The following is a 16,723-nucleotide window of genomic DNA, read 5'->3' on the forward strand; positions in this document are numbered from 1 at the left end:
CTGGTGGCTCGTCTCGGCCGCGGCATCCCGGTCCGGCAGGTCGTCCGCCGGCCGCCGCTCGTCAGCTACGACGCTGAGGCTGCTCTCCCGCCGTTCGAGACACCGTTTCGGTATCCGCGTGACCAGCAGTTCACCAGCGGGCCGTTCGTCACGCCGTTCATCTATCCACCGATGCAGGTCAGCGCGCCGCACATCCCCGGGTCGCTGATCACGAGAGACGGCGAGATCGAGTGGAACGGCATGCTGTGGTCGCCGTCCAACCAGTACCGCCCATCGCCGAAGCTGACCGGCTGGGACAGCATCAAGCTCAGCAACGGCAACGTGGAGCGCGGCTCGCGGCATGGCGCGTGGCCTGGGCGCAAGCTCGCCGGCCAGCGCATCGTCAACGCCACCGTCCAGCTCAACGACGACTCGCCGACGTTCCAGGACTCGCTGGACGCGATGATCAACTCGTGGGCGCCGCCGGACGGTGCCGAGGAGTACCCGCTTGCGATCCGGACCCGTGGCAAGGTGCTGATCGCCTTCGGCGCGATCATCCAGGCCGACGCGCCACCGGACCTGTTCGGTATCGGCGTCTCCAACATCCTCATCCAGTGGGCCTGCAGCGACCCCAGGCGGTTCGGCACCGACTTCAACGCCGTACGCCTGGACCTTGCCGGTGGCACGCTGACCAACCCCGGCAACGCCCCCGCGAGCCCGCGGTTCCGCTTCCACGGCCCCGTCACCACCCCGCGCATCCAGCTCGCTGACCGGATCCTGGCGTTCAACGTCGCGATCGGCACCGGCGAGCGGCTCGACGTCGACACCGCCAACGGCGACCTGGGCGTGTACAACACTCCCGGCACGGTGCAGCTCGCCGACTACGTCCGCCTCGACGCCTTCAGCGTCCCCGTCGAGCGGCTCACCCTCCCTGGTGGCACCTGGCCGATCCAGTACATCCCCGACGCCGGCGGGGCCGGCGGGTTCGACGTCTTCTGGCGCAGCACGTGGTGGTAGTCCGCCCCGGCTTGGACTGGGAGACGGGGGCGAGGCGTGGCCGTCCCCTACCGGTACCTGATCTGCGACTTGCTGACCGACCGCGAGGTCGCCGACGTCGAGTTCGACAACGTCACCTACGACCATCGGATCAACATGCCGGGTGTTTTCACCGGCAAACTGGAGCTCGCGGACCTGCGGCTGTCGAAGTTGTGGAACCGCGTCATGCCGCGGGACACCGGCGACCGGTCCAGCGGCGTCGGCCGGCACATCATCCACGTCATCCGCGGCGATGACCTGTGGGGGTCGTACTGGCTGTGGTACGGCAAAGTGTCTCAACAGGGCGGCCAGGCCCCCGTGGCCGACGTCAAGGGCATGAGCCTGGACGGGTTCATGCAACAGGTCGAGATCCAGGCGGACCTGTCCTACATCGGCCTGGATCAAATCGAGATCGCCCGCCAGCTCGTCGGGCACATGCAATCCGACCCGCGAGCGGACCTGGGCATCCTGCTCCCGGCCGGGGACACCGGCGTGTTGCAGGACCTGATCATCGCCGCCACCGACAACGCCCGCTACGGGCAGAAGCTGCAGGAACTCGCCAACGCGCAGAACGGCTTCCAGTACCGGATCAACACCCGCATCGCCGGACGCGCGCGCGTGCGGGAGCTGGTGTACGGCTACCCGACGCTCGGGAAGGTCAACACACGCCACGATTACTCCCAGCCGGGCAACGTGCTGTCCTGGTCTGAAGAGGTGGACGCGACCCGGGGCGGTACCCGGTGGCGCGCCCAGGGCGCCTCGACGTCCAACGATCTGTCGCTTGCATCGGGGCCGCTGGTATCGCAGGTCGCCGAGGCGACCGAGCACCTGAACGACGGCTGGCCCCGGATCGACCGCACAGCGTCCTACCCCGACGTCCGTGACCTGCCCACCCTCAACGCGTTCGCGCAGTTCTGGGCCGCGACCGCGCCCGGGGTGACCCGGGTCTACACCACCACGGTGCAACTGCCGGACAACCCGACACTCACCCCGCACGATCTCGGCGACACTGCCGCCTTGCGTCTGGTCAACGAACGCTATCCCGAGGTCGACGGCGTGGCCTCGTTCGTCCGTGACTGGCCGGTCGTCGGGCTCGAGGTGCGCCCACCGCGGCGCGACAACGATGTCGAGGAGGCCACGCTGATCTACGGGGGCAGCAATGGCGGTTAGCTACCCGATGGACTTGCCCGACCGGGTGCAGGTGCTGGAACGGATGCTGCAGCTGCTGATGGCGGCCGCACAGACCCGCCCGGCGCTGGATCAGATCAGCGGAGGCAAGCTTCAGATCGGCGCCGATGGCGGTCCGCGGATCGTCCTGGCCATCGGCGAGGACGGTCTCCCGGAGCTGCGGTTCTACCCCGACAGCGGGACCAGCTACGCGCGGATCGTCGCAGGCAGCGACGGTGGGGCGACCGGGATCGGCATGATCGGCGAAGCGGGGACGGCAGGCAACAAGTTCCAAGTGCTGCACCGGGCCGACACCTACCAGGTACTGCACATGGGTGCGGTCGCTGACCAGGCTGACGGCGGCATGCTGCAGCTCGGCGTCGACTTCGCCGCCTCAGGGTACTTCGGCACGGCCGACCAGTTTCAGAACTACTGGTACCACCAGGCCGACAGAACATCGCTCGTGGGCCGGTTCGCGAACAACAGCGCGAACTCGTACTGGGGCATGATCGTCGGTGGTGTGACGGTCGGCTCGGGCGGGTCCGGCGGGATCGTCACCTACGGGCCGACGATGGCGAGCACGATGCGGCCGGTGGCTTGCGTCCGCGACGGCGCCGCCACCCCCAACTTCACCTGGTGCGTCACCGCCAGCTCGACGACCGGGTTCACTGTGAGCTGGAGCAACAGCACCGGCAAAGAGATCGATTACTGCAGCTTCCGCACATGAGGAGGTGGCAGTGGCCGAGGAGTGGACCATCGCCGAGGTACGGCTTAGCCCTGCCACGCAGTACGAGGTCGGGCCCGACCGCACGCTCCAGGAGGTCGCGGCGGACCGGTGGGACATCGACCTGGACACTCCGCAGGGCCGGATCACTCATTTCTTGCCGGTGTCCACCGTGGCGTGGCGGATCGCCGAGTACGGCCTGGACCCGGCCGACCCTCAGCATGTGGCGCAGGCGCTCGACATGGCGTTGCACGAGCCGCACATCCCCCCGCCCGACCAACCGCCTCCGCAGGCCTCGGCAGTGGTGGTGTGGACGCCCCAGGGCGTGGTGGAACAGCCGACGCCGGCCGCGCAGCCGCAGGCGACGGCGACCGCGGCCGGGAACGCGGAGATGACGCTGATGACCGCAGCGTCGCTCGATGACGCCCGCCAGGCGCATCTGGCCAGGATCGAGGCGGCCAAGGAGCGGGTGCGGGTGGTGTCGCCCGTCCCGCGGGCGTCTACGGCCCGTGCTGGGCTGCGACGAACTGCGCCGGCCGCGCCGTGTCCGCTGGAGTGGATGCGAGGCCACGCGGCGTCCTGTCTCGATGTCGAGGACGTCGAGGCGAAGCGGAAGCTGGTCGAGCAGGCACGGGCCGCGTACGCGGCGCACCACGCTGCTCCCAGCGCGCCATCTGATCAGCCGTCGGCTGTGGACGAAGTCCCGGTTCTGAGAGACGGCTGAGTGTGGGCCTGGCGATCGGCTCGTCGGCACTCGATCGGGTGGTGAGCCGGGCTTCGCGGTCGGCGGGGCCGTGCCGACCGTACCGCCTGGCTGGCATGGCGTCCCGCAAGCAGGCATTTCGCATCGACGTGCCGCTGCGCGGGCTCCGCCTGGCGGGTGGCACCTGACCTGGAAAGTAGGCCGAGTGGACCTGGCGACCATCCCGTGGGCTCAGGGATCGTTGGTCGGCATCACCTTGGCGGTGATCTTCGCCACCGTCGGCCTGGTCCTCAAGGGCGTCCTGGTCCACCGGTCGGTCGTGGACGATGTCCGCGCAGACCGGGACGCCCGGATCGCCGAGGCCAACGAGGACGCCGAGGAGTGGCGCCGGTTATGGGAAGCGGAGCGGGAGGCCCACGAGGTGACCCGACGCGCCCACGACGAAGAGCGCCGCGCCGAGCTGCGCGCCGCGGCCGAGGGCACGCAGCTCGCCGCGGCGCTCCTGCAGACGATTCAGACACGCCAGATCGAGGCGGGCCATGACACGTGACGAGCAGCGGCCAGACCTGGACCAGGCGGCGCGTCTGGTCGCTGAATCCCGGCGCCGCGCCGAACAGGACGCTCGCGAAGCACGCGAGCGGGCCCGTAGCAAGTACTCGCTGGCCGCGATGTTGCGCCGCCTGCGTGAAGAGAACGGGTTCGAAGCGATCATGAACGACGCGTTCGGGGGTAGGCGTGACTGACGCGATGTACGCCGTGGGCACCGTGCTGGTGGTGCTGTCGGCGGTTCTGGCCGATGCCTGCGTGGCCGCGCAGATGCTGCTGGCCCGCTGGTGGCGGACATCCCAGGGGATCCACGTGTTCGTCTTCCAGGCGGCGCTCGGGCTGTGCCTGTCGCTGTGGGCGCTACGCCTGATCGTCCCCGACGGCGATTGGTTCCTGTTCGCTCGCACCGCCTCGTTCGCCGCGATCCCCGTGGTGCTCGCCTGGCGGCTGAGCATCATCATCCGCACCTGGCGGCAGGCGCGCCGGCAGCGAAAGGACGCCCAATATGGCCATTGATCTGGTGACCCGCAAGGAATGGGGCGCCCGTGCGCCACGCGGGTCGTACTCGACGGTGCGATCCACCCGCGGGGTGAAGGTCCACTACACCGGCGGCCGGGTCGACCCGCGCCTAGCCGAGGACCACGACCGGTGCGTCGCCGCGGTGAAGGCCGTCCAGAACATGCACATGGATGGCAACGGCTGGCTGGACATCGCCTACTCGATGGTGGCCTGCCCGCACCGCAAGGTGTTCGTCGGACGCGGCCCGGGTCATCTGACCGCCGCCAACGGCCCCGGCCTGAACACCGGCCATTACTCGGTGCTGGGCCTGGTCGGTAACTCCGGGCTGGTCGTGCCCTCCGACGGGATGCTGCACGGCATCCTCGACGCGATCGAGTACCTGCGCGATGAGGGCGGCGCCGGCCGGGAGATCAAGGGCCACCGCGACGGCTACGCCACCGACTGCCCTGGCGGGCAGCTGTACTCCTGGGTGCGCAAGGGCGCGCCGCGGCCGGGCGCCAACAGCACGCCGGCGAAGTCCAAGCCCGAGCCGGCCCCGAAGCCGATCGAGATCGTGTGGGAGGGGGACGTGCCGCGCTGGCCGGGGCGGGTCCTGACCTACACCAAGGGCAAGCCCTACATGCAAGGCGAGGACGTCCGCGTCTGGCAGGCCAAACTGCAGAAGCGCGGCTGGTCGATCGACGTCGACGGCCTGTTCGGCGAGGAGTCGACCGCGGTGTGCCGCAACTACCAGCAGGCCACCGGGCTGATGAAGAGCGGCTCGGGCCAGGTCGACGAGGACACCTGGAACATGTCGTGGTCCTGGCGGCCGCCGACCCCGGCGAAAAGCTGAGCTCGTCAACTTCCGTCAGCATCCGTCAACCCTCGACCAGCCCAACGCGGCTGGTTCTTCTGCTTTCCGACCCAGATCAGGAGAACAATGTCTCAGCCCACCACCCGCGCCAAGTTCCGCTGCCAGAGCGTCGAGCGGTTCACCCCCGAGCACACCCAGGGCACGCGCACCTACCGGTTCACCGCCCAGTACGACCCCAGCATGCCGGAGGACCAGCGGTACGCCCGGTACACCCGTCCGGCGAGATGCGAATCGCGGTCGACAACCCCAGCGTGTTCTTCGAGCCCGGCAAGGACTACTACTTCGACATCACGCCGGTGCTTGCCGAGACCCCGGTGCCCGTCGAGACCTGATGGACCCGCTGCTCGACCTGACGCGGCTGCTGATGGTGCGCCGCGCGGAGCTCCTGCAGGAGCAAGAACCCGATCATCCCGCCGTGGCGGCGGGCGTCCCCAAGGAGGGGCACATGAGTGACGCCAACAAGAAGGCCATCCGCACCGCCATCCAGACCGGTATCGGTGTCGCCGCGGCGCTGCCGATGATCGTCGCCGCTTCAGGGGTCCCCGCGGCGCTGCCGTGGGTCGCGGGTGCTCTCGCGGTCGCGGGTGGTGTGGCCCGGGTGATGGCGCTGCCGGTGGTTCAGGCGCTGCTGCCGTCGTGGCTGCGCACGGACTCCAGCGCCTCTCGGCGATAGGACAGCTCGCGCAGACGGCCCGCGTTCTCTTCGTCCAGGGAGGGAGCGCGGGCCGTCTCGCGCGTAGCCTGGGCTTCGTCCAGGCTCAACGGCGCTCTGTCGCCCAACCCGGAACTCCGGATCGAGCACTACGCGGAGGCTCCTCGCCCGGCTCAGTGAGCCTCCAGAGTCTGAGCAGTCTCTCGGAAGACGAATTGAACTGCTCAAACTCCGCCACGCGAGGCGTCTCGCTGTACGCTCGGGAACGTCCCCAGATACGGGGATGCCGCCCGCAACTGAGCCATCGAGGGGTCTGGGATGGCTCAGCGGCGGGCACCACGGCGCTTAACCCGTCCTCTGGCGGGAGAGGTGCCAGACCGCCGCACTCCGGTGCGGCTCGAAGTGCCCGCTGTTCCCCTGGAATGCGGGCCTCAGCGGCAAGAGGTCCAGGGGATCTCTTCCAGGAGACTGGATAGCTGGGGCGCTTTCGTCGTCTAGTGGCCTGAGGACGCCGCCCAGTTGAGGCGGAAACGCCGGTTCGAATCCGGTCGAAAGCGCAACGAAGGGGACCTGATCCCCTGCTCGTACGGGGCCGAGTCGCCTTCGGGCCGCTCGGCCCCGCTTCAACTCTTTCCGAATTGGAAACAGTTGACCCTGACCTGCGGCGATGATGGTTACTCGAAACCAGCTTGAAAGAAATCCTTTCGGGTTGCCCGGAGAACAAACCCTTCATAACTCGCCATACCGGGAGGAAGTGAGCGACCACGTGGCGGCGCCTGGTCGGCGTGGGCTGCTCGTGAGCGAGGGACGCATGCGAGCGGCGCAGTGGGTCGCCGCCCGACGCGGCGAGATCGGCTTGACCCAGCAGCGACCAGCGCCCCCGTCCGCCTCCCCCGTCGTGGTGGAACGACTGAAACTTCCTCTCCCCGGGGATACGAGAGCGCCCTCCGCCCTTTGGTCTTCGGACCCAGGGCGGAGGGCGCTTCTTTGTGTTCACGGCAAAGCTCTCGCGATCCGGGGCGGCCGCCGTAGCCAGGGCCACTACTGTCCGCGCCATGGAGACTGAGAACGTGCCCCTGTGGTCGGAGAAGCGGCTGGAAACGGCCCGGTGGCGCCTTGTGACCATCCATGCTGACCCGCGGGACGGTCCGCATCGAGCCGGCGCCGAGCCTGCGATCCGCGAAGCTCTTGTACAAGCCGCCGCAGAGGGCCTGCACACGGTGCTGGCCCTCGACCCCGGGGGGCCTATCACGGCGTACACGGTGGGGGATGCAGCCGAACTGGTGGCGATGCTCGACGAAGCCGGCGGCCCGTTCGCCTACTCGATGGAGCGGCAAGCGATGGTGGCTTGTGATCGCGGCGGGCTGGTTGCGCCGCCAGTCGTAGCGCACATCACGATCGATTTGGCTTCGGCGGGCCCTGATGTTCCAGGGCTTCTGCCTCCTGATGGAGCGTCCAGATCAGCAGCAGTTCAAGGGTGAGGTCCGGGTCCAACTGGTCGTCGCGCATGGTGGTGCCTCCTGATAGGGGACGCACCGAACAGGCGTTAGGTTGCAGCTGTCCTGGCATGGTCCGGCCCTGAAGCACGGCGCCCGCCTCCTGTGCGCAGGCAGGGGGCGGGCGCCGTGGTGTTGCTATGCCTTGGCGACCTGGGTGCGGCTCAGATGGACAGGAAGTCAAGGAGAGCGGGGATGGAGCCGATCACCACCGCCATGGCCAGCACGACCCCGACGATCCGCGTTGGGGCGGCGATGGAGGTGCGGCGGATGGCGTAGGCGGTGGCTGCGAGCGCGGCGATGATGACACCGGCCCCGCAGAGTGCAAGGGACAGGTTGGACATGGTGGACTCCGGATGGTTGAACGTTGTGGCCGAGCATGGTCCGATTCCGCCCGAATTACTACGGATAGTAGTGGTCCGTAAGCGGACGGCTATCGGCAGATGAACTCTAACGGCTGCCCAACCCGCGCGCAGCCGTCACTAGCGAGATGGTCATCTCGCAATCATGACGCCGGGTTTCAACTACCTACGGAGAGTGTTGGCGTAGACGCGCTAGGGTCACATGTCAGCAGGGGACTCGTGGCCGAGCCAACTGCGTGGGCAGGGGCCCCGGGGTAGTAGCCAGGACCCCTGCCCTATCGTTTGGGCCCGCCGCGTGAGGGCGCTTCGTCCGCTCACATCTTCCGCGCCGGCAGCGAAACGACCTCCACCAAGTCCGCCAGGTCCACGTGCCGAGCGACGTCGGCCACCGACCGGGCGTAGGCCACCAGGAACCCGTACTGCCGGATCCGCAGCACCTGCCGGCCGTTCAGTACAATCCGATCGATCGTGAAATGCCCCGATCCGACCCACACTGACACGCAGCAAGGGTAAGTATCCGCAGGTCAAGGGATAGCAAAGCGCCAGTAGATCCCGCGCGCGACACTGTACCGATGGGGCATGCCTTTCACACCCCCGCGGCGTACCGCCGCCCTGCTGTACCTCACCGTCGTCCTCTTGGCCGGCTCGGCCGCCGCGCCGGCGTCCGCATCCCCGCCCTCCCTGCCGGAGCCGTCCCCGGCCGCGACCGCGCAAGTAGAGCTCGCCGAACTGGCCGTAGACGAACCGCACGCGATGACCGGGTACTCCCGGGCGAAGTTCCCGCACTGGGCCGAGCAGGGCGGGGCGTGCTCCACCCGCGAGGTTGTCCTCGAGCGCGACGGCGCCGGCGTCCAGCGCGACGCCGAATGCCGGGCGGTCTCCGGGACCTGGCACAGCGAGTACGACGGCAAGACGCTCACCGCCGCTGCCCAGGTCGACATCGACCACATGGTGCCGCTTGCGAACGCCTGGCGCTCCGGCGCCGACGCCTGGTCCACGGCCAAACGCCGCGACTTCGCCAACGACCTGACCAACCCGCAACTCATCGCCGTATCCGCCGCGAGCAACCGAGCCAAAGGCGACCAGAACCCGGCCGACTGGAAGCCGCCGCTGCGCTCCTACTGGTGCACATACGCCCGCGCCTGGACAGACGTGAAGTACCGCTACGGCCTAGCCGTCACCGCCGCGGAGAAGACCGCGCTCGACCAGATGCTCGACACCTGCCCCGGCCGCCAGCACCCATGAGCGACCGGCGCGAGACACCAGTCGTCGCCGGCCCGGGCGGAGTGATGACCGACGAGGTCGGCGTCATCACCGGCGACCTCGTCGTGGCCACCGACACCGAAGGCGACCGGGCCACCATCACCGTCCAGTACGCCAGCGCGGAAGAGTGGTACACCGTCACCGGCAGCCCGCTGACGGTCGTCGGCCGCGACGGGCAATGGGTGCATGCCGCCGTGGTGCGCGCCGCCGCCGCGGGTCTGCCCGCGGGGCTCGAGGAGATGGACGTGGAGTAGAGCCAGAGATTGGAAACGGCGCCCCGCACCTCCCCCTCCGAGGGCGGGGCGCCGTCGTCATGCGCGGGCGCGCCCGAGGCTGCCTACGCAGCCGAGCTGGCGCGCCGTGGTGAGCGGCCTGAGCTACCTGCGACCTGAGGAAGGCATTCCGCAACGACGAATAGCCGGGGTTACCAACACGATGGCCGCGACCGCATGTGACTGATGGTCGAACGCGGTCAGGGACGGTGCGCCCGGCGGGCAGTGCCTCGCCATCATCGGCCGAGATGCAGCCACACGCGACGGCGGATAACCCCCGTCTCGGCGTGTTGGTGCCCTACGATCAACCCTCACCCGATCGCAGGGAGTTCCGCATGCCAACAGCAGATACCGCCCCGTCCTGGACAGATTCCTTATCGGCCCTCGCTACCGGGGCAGCGTTCCTGGTCGCAGCCGCCGCCTTGGTGGTGGCGATCTACGGCATCAGACTACAGCGCGCCGCGCTCGCAGCGGCGAACAAAGCCGTCGAGGAGGCACGGCGATCGGCCGAGGCTTCCGAGGAATCCGCGCAAGCCGCCCAGCGTTCGGCGCTGGCCGCCGAACAGCTCACGGAGATCGAGGCCATGCGGGATATGCAACCCACCATCGCCTGGCGGCTGGAGCGGTTGTCCAAAGAGCGGGTCCTCCTGCGCAACATTGGCGCCGAGACGGCCACAGGGGTCTCCGTCGCCCAGGTGGAGAACTTCCTCATCGACCCGCCGCACAATGCCACGATCGTGCCACAAGGCTCGGTGAAGTTCGGTTACGTGGTCGGAGGGCTTATGTGCGAGCCGGACGCGCTGTCGGTGACGTGTAACGAACTGGCCGGCCCCGTGCTCGTCGAGGTGCCGCATTGGCCGTAGCCCGGTCTTGCTGCGATGCCAGCGCCTACCACTTCGCGGGGACGACGGCGCACGGGCTCAGACGTCCTCGCCCTGTGGCCGCATCTGCTCCTCGGACGCGGTCTCGTTCCGCTGCAGCCTGCGTATGAGGGCGGCCCGGAAGGCATCCTGTTTCTCCTGCTCTGTCGGCGCCGCTCCAAGCTTCCGTATCCACCAGTCCGCGTCATGACGCGAGTCGTTACGGGCGAGATCAGCAATGCGCCAGAGGAGGTCCTTGTTCGCGCTCACCCTGCCCAGGGTCTCGGCCTCACTGGTGAGTTCGCGGAGTATCACTCGCCGCGTATCCTCGGGTGCGTCATCCCCAGCGAGCTGCTCTTCAAGGGCATCCACACGCTGACGCTGCTCCTTCTCGCGAGCGTCCAACTTCGACTCGGCCAAAGCGATCTCCCCGCCCGCGAAAGAGAGCGACGTGACCCGATCGATCAGCCGCTCGAACGCGTCGCGGTGCCGGCGCATGATGAGCCATACCGCGAGTACGACTGCGATCGGCCATGCGACCGCGCCCACGAGTCCGGCAATCGCCTCGATCAGCTTCGCCCAGTCCGCCATGCCCGCATCCTCGCAGAAGCTGCGAACGCCTGAACTGCCCGAGCGATACCGCCTGTCGCAGACGCGGAATCGCGACCTTGACAGCGCCGTTCAACAGACCGACGATGCGCCTGCCGAGAAATCTCGGGAAACTCTCAGGAGAGGGAAAGATCAATGCGCCTACAGTTCCTTGGCAAGGAAACGGACGGCGGTAACTCCCCTACGCTGTGGGACACCGACGGTGACGAGTACGTCATCCAGGGCTTCACCGTGACCGACGCCGAGGCCCTCGCGGACATCGGCGCCGTCCCTGACGGGGAGCTGATCATCCGCGTTCCCAAGCGCCTGATGGACCACCTGCCGAAGGAGACACATGGATCTGCTGACTAGGGAGGAGTTTCAGCAGCACTTCCGTACGGCCACGCGGGCCTTCCACCTTGAGCTGAAGGACAGCTACAACGTCGCCCACGAGGACGAGCCGTTCCGTAAGTGGCAGGCTGGCGAGCACGACGACCATGCGTGGCGGCGTCCGTGGCAGGCATTCATCCGGGAGGTGACAGGCGCCGGCTGCGTGATGCAGCGGGTCAGAGTCGTCACCGTGCCACACACTCCCTACACACGATGGCTACTCGACATCGCCGGCGACAACGTCAAAGCCGGCGAAGACATCCGGTATCTGCCCAGGCACCTCGCCGCGGACGTCGACTTCCCACCAGAGGACTGCTGGCTGTTCGATGACGAGCGGCTGGTGCTCAGCGTGTTCCCCGGGGATGGCCGGGCCGGTGCGTTCGTCACCGAGACCGACGCCGCCTTGATCCACAGATACCGCGTTGCCCGTGACACGTTGTGGGAACGCTCAATCCCGCACGCCGACTACGTCCAGCGCGTCGTCTGATCTGCTGCTCCGACCGTGTCCCAGCCAACCGACCAGGCCCGCCAGGCGCTAGGTTCCCGCCTCCGCGAGATGCGCCAAGACGCGGGACTCACGGGCCGGGAACTTGCCATGCGGGCCGGTTGGCGGCCTCCCAAGGTGTCGAAGCTGGAGCACGGCCAGCAGAACCCCAGTGAGGACGACATCCGCACCTGGTGCCGGGTGTGCGATGCAGAGGACCAGATACCGGAGCTGATCGCCACGGTACGCGCCATCGAGGCGCAGTATCTCGAATGGCGCAGACAGATGCGGGGAGGCCAGCGCCGGGTCCAGAGCGTGCTGCGCACCGAGGATCTCTCCACCCGCCTGTATCGCATCTTCGAGCCGTTCCACATCCCCGGCTTCCTGCAGACCCGCGAGTACGCCCGGGTCATCATGGCGCGTTCCGCCCAGTTCTACGACGCACCCAACGACCTGGAAGCGGCTGTAGCGGCCCGTCTGGGGCGTCAGACCATTCTCCGGATGGGTGACCGCCGGTTTCACATCGTCGTGGCCGAACAGGCCCTGTACACGCGGGTGGGCGGCTCTGAGGTCATGCACGGCCAGCTCGTCCACCTCCTCAACGAGATCGCCGCGCTGTCCAGGCTGCGCTTCGGCGTGGTCCCGCGCCCGGCGGACTACGAGCTCGGGCCCCACGCTGGTTACTGGATCTTCGATGCGCGGCTCGTCATGACCGAGACGGTCACCGCTGGCCTGAACATCACGCAGCCGCGAGAGGTCGCCATGTACGAGCGGCATTTCGACGGAATCGCCGAGCTTGCCGTGTATGGGCAGGCGGCCGTTGACCTGATCAGGACAGCCACCGAAGATCTTTAAGAAATCTCAGGAAATGTCGTTGAGCATCGCACGTGTGGCTGCTGAGTATCGGACCCAGACGAAGGCGGGTCCGCCTGGCGCTCAGAACGACCAGACGGACCCTTGATCGGATGGAGGTCCGATCCGCGATGAAGCTTAGAGGCCCGCGTATACGCCCGCGCACCCGCGCACAGGACCCCGTAGGACGTCACCGGCAGGGCGCCCCGCGCCAGCAGGTGTCGCCGCGGCGCTGGGACCTGGCTAAGACGGCCACCGCCGCGCAGCTCGACCAGGTCGAGCCCGGCTGGCACATCTACTACAGCGTCGGCTTGCGCCGCTTCGTGGCCATCGCGACCTGGCGCGCCGACTCCCCGCTCCAGGTCCGCGCGGCCACCGTCGAGGAGCTGCGCGAGCAGATGCGCGACGCCGAGCTCGGCGCGATGGTGTCCCTCGGCGGGCAGTGGGCGTGGGTGGCGTGACCGCCATCACGCGACGCGCCCATCGGACCGTCCAGGTCCGCCCTGCCGATCTCGGCCAGGACTACCCGGCCTGGCGGATCACGCAGATGACGCGCTCGGACGGCGGCGACGGCGGGTGGTGGGCGTTTCGCCACGCCTGCCTGACCACCGAGGAGCGCATCATGGGGCTGCTCCCCTCGATCGCCCGGCGCACTCTGGTGGACCTGGTGAGCGAGGTCGCCGTCCAGGACGACATCGCCGCGGCGCTCAGGCACCCGAAGAGGGTGTGCGCGCATGCCTGATGTCCAGTTCGGTGTGGTCGCCAGGCGGGCTCCGCTGCACCCGCCGCACCGGAGCCGGCATGGGTGAGGCCATGAAGGCGGCCGAGGGGTACATCGACCACGGGCCGCACGTCCACCACCTGGCCGGCAGGCCCGCCGAGCGGCTGCGCTGGATGCCGTACTGGCCGCACACCGACCGGCCGCGGGTACTGCGCTGGACATGTGAGTGCCGCCTAGTCGTCTACTACCTGGTCGTCGGCGGCGGACGGGCATGGATACGCCGCGAGGCCCGCCAGTCCCCCGCGCGGACCCCGACGATCAGCTCGACCGGACCGATGCGGTACGCCGGCGCCGAAAGGCTGTGGGAACGCCTCCTCCTTGGGCGGGTCCGGTAGGAACTCCCGTCCGGTCGTGTCCGTGGGGGAACGGCCAGGCGGGGCTGGTGTGCGGCGGCCCGCGCGAACCTCGGCGCGGCAGCACACGGCTCCCAGTCGTCCGCCGCACACCAGCGGCAACACTGTGCGACTCCCGTCGGCCGCGTCCGGAAGGAAGGCCAGCGGATATGGCGCGGCGGCGTGCACCTCTCCCTCGCCGGGTGTCGGGGCGCGCCGCCGCGCTTCCATCCCCATCAGAACGGAGACACATGCCTAAGGTCAGCCTGGAGGACATCGCGATGGTGCTGCTCTCGTGGGTGCCGATCGGGCTCGGCTGGTGGTACGACTCCGGGCACATGACGGCGTGGTTGAAGGAGCGCAACCGGCGCAGGGGCCGCGCGGCCGCGCGACGAGTGCGCCGCGCCCGGTGGTAGAGACTCCCGCCTGGCCGCGTTGGTGGTCGGGCGGGTCAGGGGCGGCGCACGGTTGTGTGGGGATCCGCCCAGGGAACCGTGCGCCGTCCCGCCCAAGCTGGCGCGCGACTCGTATGGAGGACGACGAGAATATGGCAGGCCAGCCTCCGCGACAGTAGCTCTCTGTCTGACAACGAAATCTGCCTTCTCGCCGAACTCTTCCTTTTCTGCCGCTACTTCTCTCCTTTGAGATGGGCGAGTAATTCGGGCAGTTGGTCGGGTTTCGCCCGGACCTCGCGCGCCTTGGAGCCCTCGCTCGGGCCCACGACGCCTCGGCTCTCCAGCAGGTCCATCAGGCGGCCGGCCTTGGCGAAGCCGACGCGCAGCTTGCGCTGGAGCATCGAGGTGGAGCCGAACTGCGTGGTGACGATGAGCTCGGCGGCCTGGACCAGCAGGTCGAGGTCGTCGCCGATCTCCTCGTCGATCTCGCGCTTGGCGGTCGCGGTCGCGGCGACGTCGTCGCGGTACTCCACCTGCATCTGCGCCTTGCAGTGCGCGACGACGTCGTGGATCTCCTTCTCGGAGACGAACGCGTTCTGCAGCCGCATCGGCTTGCTGGCGCCCATGGGCAGGAACAGCGCGTCGCCCTGGCCGACGAGCTTCTCGGCGCCCGGCTGGTCCAGGATGACCCGGGAGTCGGCGAGCGAGGACGTCGCGAACGCCAGCCGGGACGGCACGTTGGCCTTGATCAGGCCGGTGACGACGTCCACCGAGGGGCGCTGGGTGGCGATGACCAGGTGGATGCCGGCGGCGCGGGCGAGCTGGGTGATGCGGACGATCGAGTCCTCGACGTCGCGGGGGGCGACCATCATCAGGTCGGCCAGCTCGTCGATGATCACGAGCAGGTAGGAGTGCGGCGTGCGGTCACCGAGCCTGCCCGCGCGCACCGCGGCGTTGTACTCGTCGATGTGGCGGACACCGGCCGCAGCGAGGTCGTCGTAGCGGCGGTCCATCTCACCGACGACCCAGGCCAGGGCCTCGGCGGCCTTCTTGGGCTGGGTGACGATCGGGACTAGCAGGTGCGGGACACCGGCGTAGGCGGCGAGCTCGACGCGTTTGGGGTCGATGAGGATCATGCGGACCTGCTCGGGGGTGGCGCGGGACAGCACCGAGCAGATCAGCCCGTTGACGCACACCGACTTGCCGGCGCTGGTCGCTCCGGCGATGAGCAGGTGGGGCATCTTGGCCAGGTTGGCGATGACCGAAGCGCCCTCGACGTCCTTGCCGAGCGCGACGACCAGGGGGTGGCGGGCGGCGGCCGCCACCTGCGAGCGCAGAACGTCGCCCAGGAGCACCCGGTCGCGGTCGGTGTTGGGGATCTCCACGCCGATGGCGGCCTTGCCGGGGATCGGGGAAATGATCCGCACGTCGCCGGACTTGACGGCCAGGGCGATGTTCTTGGTGATCGCGGTGATCTTCTCGACCTTGACGGCGGGGCCGAGCTCGATCTCGTAGCGGGTGACCGTGGGGCCGCGGGTGAAGCCGGTGACCGCGGCGTCGATCGCGAACTCCTCCAGCACGGTGCTGAGCGCGTTGACGACCATGGTGTTGGCGGCGGTCTGCGGCCGGGGCGCCGCGCCTCTGCGGAGGGTGCTGAGGGCCGGGACGGCGTAGCGGGGACCCGGAGGTGGCGTGCCGGGCCTTGCGGGGCTGGTGGGGCTCCTGGGGTCGTCCTGAGGGGGGTCCTGCGGGTGCTCGGCGGGGGCCGCGGCCGTGTTCAGGTCGCCGCGGCCGGTGGGTGCCGGCTCCTCGACGACGCGGGTTTCGCCGGGCTCGTGCCCGGCCTCGTCGACGGGGCCCGGGTCGGGGTCGAGGTGCGGCATGTGCGGGGTGGCCGTGGGGCGGGCGGCGCGCCGGGGAGCCTCCGGCGCGGGTGGGGCGTCGGCCGGTGGGTCGGCGGGCTGGGGGCGGATCATGCGTACGCCGTAGACGCCGAGCGCGATCGCCAGCACCGCGGTGAGGATCGGCGAGATGTACGGGGCGGGCCAGGAGATGACCAGGCCGAGCAGCCCGCCGGCGTCGGCCAGGTCCCGCCAGGACCTCGCGCTGCCGTCGGGGACTCCGCCGACGCCGTGGAGGAGGTTGGCCAGGCCGAGGATGGCGATCGTCAGGGCGGTCAGGCCGATGCCGCGGCGCAGGGTGGCCTGGTGCTGGTCGGGGCGGCGCCACAGCCGCAGCGCGGTCCAGGCCAGCAGCAGCGCGGCCAGCGGGGGCCAGCCGGTGAGGATCTGCAGGCCGGTGGCCAGCAGGCGCAGCGGGGCGATGTCGTGGCCGTCGCCCAGGGCGCAGATGGCGGCGGCCGCGGCGGCCAGGGCGAGCGCGGCACCGTCGCGGCGGTGGGCGGGGTCGACGTGCTCGGGGCCGCCGGTGGCGGCGCGGACGGTGTGCCCGATGCCGCCGGGCACGGCGT

24 protein-coding genes and 1 tRNA gene are annotated in these 16,723 nt (G+C 69.2%); 21 read left to right on the plus strand and 4 right to left on the minus strand.

What is annotated here, in order from left to right; genetic code table 11:
- Positions 1–3 precede the first annotated feature (3 nt).
- The 11 genes from DQ384_RS05485 to DQ384_RS40280 all read left to right on the plus strand — a co-directional run bounded on the left by DQ384_RS05485 (position 4) and on the right by DQ384_RS40280 (position 7,659).
- On the plus strand, positions 4–996 hold the full coding sequence (locus DQ384_RS05485; RefSeq protein ID WP_114027612.1) for a phage tail family protein: 993 nt from the start codon (positions 4–6) through the stop codon (positions 994–996).
- A 36-nt stretch (positions 997–1,032) separates the two neighbouring features.
- The gene (locus DQ384_RS05490; RefSeq protein WP_114027613.1) at positions 1,033–2,184 is read left to right on the plus strand and encodes a hypothetical protein; all 1,152 of its coding nucleotides are present in this window, start codon (positions 1,033–1,035) and stop codon (positions 2,182–2,184) included.
- Positions 2,174–2,908 carry a hypothetical protein gene (locus DQ384_RS05495; protein WP_147268657.1) on the plus strand — a complete coding sequence of 245 codons (735 nt, stop codon included), beginning with the start codon at positions 2,174–2,176 and terminating at the stop codon, positions 2,906–2,908. The genes DQ384_RS05490 and DQ384_RS05495 overlap by 11 nt, the downstream gene beginning before the upstream one ends.
- Positions 2,909–2,918: 10 nt before the next feature.
- Entirely contained in the window at positions 2,919–3,629 is a 711-nt protein-coding gene (locus tag DQ384_RS05500; RefSeq protein WP_114027615.1) for a hypothetical protein, read from the plus strand.
- Positions 3,630–3,813: 184 nt separating this feature from the next.
- On the plus strand, positions 3,814–4,158 hold the full coding sequence (locus DQ384_RS05505; protein WP_114027616.1) for a hypothetical protein: 345 nt from the start codon (positions 3,814–3,816) through the stop codon (positions 4,156–4,158).
- Complete coding sequence (locus DQ384_RS05510; protein ID WP_114027617.1) at positions 4,148–4,351, plus strand: DUF7620 family protein; 204 nt, start codon at positions 4,148–4,150, stop codon at positions 4,349–4,351. Before DQ384_RS05505 ends, DQ384_RS05510 begins: the two co-directional genes overlap by 11 nt.
- The gene (locus DQ384_RS05515; protein ID WP_147268658.1) at positions 4,344–4,670 is read left to right on the plus strand and encodes a putative phage holin; all 327 of its coding nucleotides are present in this window, start codon (positions 4,344–4,346) and stop codon (positions 4,668–4,670) included. Before DQ384_RS05510 ends, DQ384_RS05515 begins: the two co-directional genes overlap by 8 nt.
- Positions 4,660–5,505, plus strand: coding sequence for a peptidoglycan recognition protein family protein (locus DQ384_RS05520; RefSeq protein WP_114027619.1), 846 nt, complete (start codon positions 4,660–4,662; stop codon positions 5,503–5,505). The genes DQ384_RS05515 and DQ384_RS05520 overlap by 11 nt, the downstream gene beginning before the upstream one ends.
- Before the next feature lie 352 nt (positions 5,506–5,857).
- Complete coding sequence (locus DQ384_RS05525; RefSeq protein WP_245966264.1) at positions 5,858–6,199, plus strand: hypothetical protein; 342 nt, start codon at positions 5,858–5,860, stop codon at positions 6,197–6,199.
- Between the two features lie 462 nt (positions 6,200–6,661).
- Positions 6,662–6,735 (plus strand) — tRNA-Asn (locus DQ384_RS05530).
- Positions 6,736–7,233: 498 nt separating this feature from the next.
- Positions 7,234–7,659, plus strand: coding sequence for a hypothetical protein (locus tag DQ384_RS40280; RefSeq protein WP_147268659.1), 426 nt, complete (start codon positions 7,234–7,236; stop codon positions 7,657–7,659).
- A gap of 179 nt (positions 7,660–7,838) precedes the next feature.
- Here DQ384_RS40280 and DQ384_RS05535 read toward each other — a convergent pair whose 3' ends face one another.
- The gene (locus DQ384_RS05535) at positions 7,839–8,018 is read right to left on the minus strand and encodes a hypothetical protein (protein ID WP_114027620.1); all 180 of its coding nucleotides are present in this window, start codon (positions 8,016–8,018) and stop codon (positions 7,839–7,841) included.
- Positions 8,019–8,350: 332 nt separating this feature from the next.
- The gene (locus DQ384_RS05540) at positions 8,351–8,536 is read right to left on the minus strand and encodes a transposase (RefSeq protein ID WP_114027621.1); all 186 of its coding nucleotides are present in this window, start codon (positions 8,534–8,536) and stop codon (positions 8,351–8,353) included.
- A 79-nt stretch (positions 8,537–8,615) separates the two neighbouring features.
- Here DQ384_RS05540 and DQ384_RS05545 point away from each other — a divergent pair, with 79 nt between their 5' ends.
- The 3 genes from DQ384_RS05545 to DQ384_RS05555 all read left to right on the plus strand — a co-directional run bounded on the left by DQ384_RS05545 (position 8,616) and on the right by DQ384_RS05555 (position 10,434).
- Positions 8,616–9,281 carry an HNH endonuclease family protein gene (locus tag DQ384_RS05545; RefSeq protein ID WP_114027622.1) on the plus strand — a complete coding sequence of 222 codons (666 nt, stop codon included), beginning with the start codon at positions 8,616–8,618 and terminating at the stop codon, positions 9,279–9,281.
- A gap of 44 nt (positions 9,282–9,325) precedes the next feature.
- Complete coding sequence (locus DQ384_RS05550; protein WP_181871044.1) at positions 9,326–9,553, plus strand: hypothetical protein; 228 nt, start codon at positions 9,326–9,328, stop codon at positions 9,551–9,553.
- Between the two features lie 353 nt (positions 9,554–9,906).
- Complete coding sequence (locus DQ384_RS05555; RefSeq protein ID WP_147268660.1) at positions 9,907–10,434, plus strand: hypothetical protein; 528 nt, start codon at positions 9,907–9,909, stop codon at positions 10,432–10,434.
- A gap of 57 nt (positions 10,435–10,491) precedes the next feature.
- Here DQ384_RS05555 and DQ384_RS05560 read toward each other — a convergent pair whose 3' ends face one another.
- Positions 10,492–11,022 (minus strand): hypothetical protein, encoded by a 531-nt coding sequence (locus DQ384_RS05560; protein ID WP_114027625.1) that lies wholly within the window; start codon positions 11,020–11,022, stop codon positions 10,492–10,494.
- 153 nt (positions 11,023–11,175) lie between these two features.
- Between DQ384_RS05560 and DQ384_RS05565 the strand changes: the two genes are divergently transcribed.
- From DQ384_RS05565 to DQ384_RS41010, 7 genes are all read left to right on the plus strand, one after another.
- On the plus strand, positions 11,176–11,391 hold the full coding sequence (locus DQ384_RS05565) for a hypothetical protein (protein WP_114027626.1): 216 nt from the start codon (positions 11,176–11,178) through the stop codon (positions 11,389–11,391).
- Positions 11,375–11,896 (plus strand): DUF6879 family protein, encoded by a 522-nt coding sequence (locus tag DQ384_RS05570; RefSeq protein WP_114027627.1) that lies wholly within the window; start codon positions 11,375–11,377, stop codon positions 11,894–11,896. The genes DQ384_RS05565 and DQ384_RS05570 overlap by 17 nt, the downstream gene beginning before the upstream one ends.
- A 15-nt stretch (positions 11,897–11,911) precedes the next feature.
- Positions 11,912–12,748 carry a helix-turn-helix domain-containing protein gene (locus DQ384_RS05575; protein WP_281274010.1) on the plus strand — a complete coding sequence of 279 codons (837 nt, stop codon included), beginning with the start codon at positions 11,912–11,914 and terminating at the stop codon, positions 12,746–12,748.
- A gap of 128 nt (positions 12,749–12,876) precedes the next feature.
- A complete protein-coding gene (locus tag DQ384_RS05580; RefSeq protein ID WP_147268661.1) occupies positions 12,877–13,206 on the plus strand; it encodes a hypothetical protein in 330 nt (109 codons plus the stop codon).
- Positions 13,203–13,487 (plus strand): hypothetical protein, encoded by a 285-nt coding sequence (locus DQ384_RS05585; protein WP_147268662.1) that lies wholly within the window; start codon positions 13,203–13,205, stop codon positions 13,485–13,487. Before DQ384_RS05580 ends, DQ384_RS05585 begins: the two co-directional genes overlap by 4 nt.
- Before the next feature lie 59 nt (positions 13,488–13,546).
- Positions 13,547–13,861 carry a hypothetical protein gene (locus DQ384_RS05590; protein ID WP_114027630.1) on the plus strand — a complete coding sequence of 105 codons (315 nt, stop codon included), beginning with the start codon at positions 13,547–13,549 and terminating at the stop codon, positions 13,859–13,861.
- Between the two features lie 248 nt (positions 13,862–14,109).
- Complete coding sequence (locus DQ384_RS41010; RefSeq protein WP_181871045.1) at positions 14,110–14,274, plus strand: hypothetical protein; 165 nt, start codon at positions 14,110–14,112, stop codon at positions 14,272–14,274.
- A gap of 212 nt (positions 14,275–14,486) precedes the next feature.
- Here DQ384_RS41010 and DQ384_RS05595 read toward each other — a convergent pair whose 3' ends face one another.
- Positions 14,487–16,718 carry a DNA translocase FtsK gene (locus DQ384_RS05595; protein WP_342769368.1) on the minus strand — a complete coding sequence of 744 codons (2,232 nt, stop codon included), beginning with the start codon at positions 16,716–16,718 and terminating at the stop codon, positions 14,487–14,489.
- Positions 16,719–16,723 lie beyond the last annotated feature (5 nt).

This window comes from Sphaerisporangium album (genome assembly GCF_003323745.1).
Lineage (GTDB): Bacteria > Actinomycetota > Actinomycetes > Streptosporangiales > Streptosporangiaceae > Sphaerisporangium > Sphaerisporangium album.

Bases quoted from the DNA above. Each gene is read 5' to 3' on its own strand.
- DQ384_RS05535 (WP_114027620.1), bottom strand. From the start codon at position 8,018: ATGTCCAACCTGTCCCTTGCACTCTGCGGGGCCGGTGTCATCATCGCC.
- DQ384_RS40280 (WP_147268659.1), top strand. From the start codon at position 7,234: ATGGAGACTGAGAACGTGCCCCTGTGGTCGGAGAAGCGGCTGGAAACG.
- DQ384_RS05580 (WP_147268661.1), top strand. From the start codon at position 12,877: ATGAAGCTTAGAGGCCCGCGTATACGCCCGCGCACCCGCGCACAGGAC.
- DQ384_RS05565 (WP_114027626.1), top strand. From the start codon at position 11,176: ATGCGCCTACAGTTCCTTGGCAAGGAAACGGACGGCGGTAACTCCCCT.
- DQ384_RS05545 (WP_114027622.1), top strand. From the start codon at position 8,616: ATGCCTTTCACACCCCCGCGGCGTACCGCCGCCCTGCTGTACCTCACC.
- DQ384_RS05590 (WP_114027630.1), top strand. From the start codon at position 13,547: ATGGGTGAGGCCATGAAGGCGGCCGAGGGGTACATCGACCACGGGCCG.
- DQ384_RS05550 (WP_181871044.1), top strand. From the start codon at position 9,326: ATGACCGACGAGGTCGGCGTCATCACCGGCGACCTCGTCGTGGCCACC.
- DQ384_RS05510 (WP_114027617.1), top strand. From the start codon at position 4,148: ATGACACGTGACGAGCAGCGGCCAGACCTGGACCAGGCGGCGCGTCTG.
- DQ384_RS05520 (WP_114027619.1), top strand. From the start codon at position 4,660: ATGGCCATTGATCTGGTGACCCGCAAGGAATGGGGCGCCCGTGCGCCA.
- DQ384_RS05570 (WP_114027627.1), top strand. From the start codon at position 11,375: ATGGATCTGCTGACTAGGGAGGAGTTTCAGCAGCACTTCCGTACGGCC.
- DQ384_RS41010 (WP_181871045.1), top strand. From the start codon at position 14,110: ATGCCTAAGGTCAGCCTGGAGGACATCGCGATGGTGCTGCTCTCGTGG.
- DQ384_RS05555 (WP_147268660.1), top strand. From the start codon at position 9,907: ATGCCAACAGCAGATACCGCCCCGTCCTGGACAGATTCCTTATCGGCC.
- DQ384_RS05525 (WP_245966264.1), top strand. From the start codon at position 5,858: ATGGACCCGCTGCTCGACCTGACGCGGCTGCTGATGGTGCGCCGCGCG.
- DQ384_RS05560 (WP_114027625.1), bottom strand. From the start codon at position 11,022: ATGGCGGACTGGGCGAAGCTGATCGAGGCGATTGCCGGACTCGTGGGC.
- DQ384_RS05495 (WP_147268657.1), top strand. From the start codon at position 2,174: ATGGCGGTTAGCTACCCGATGGACTTGCCCGACCGGGTGCAGGTGCTG.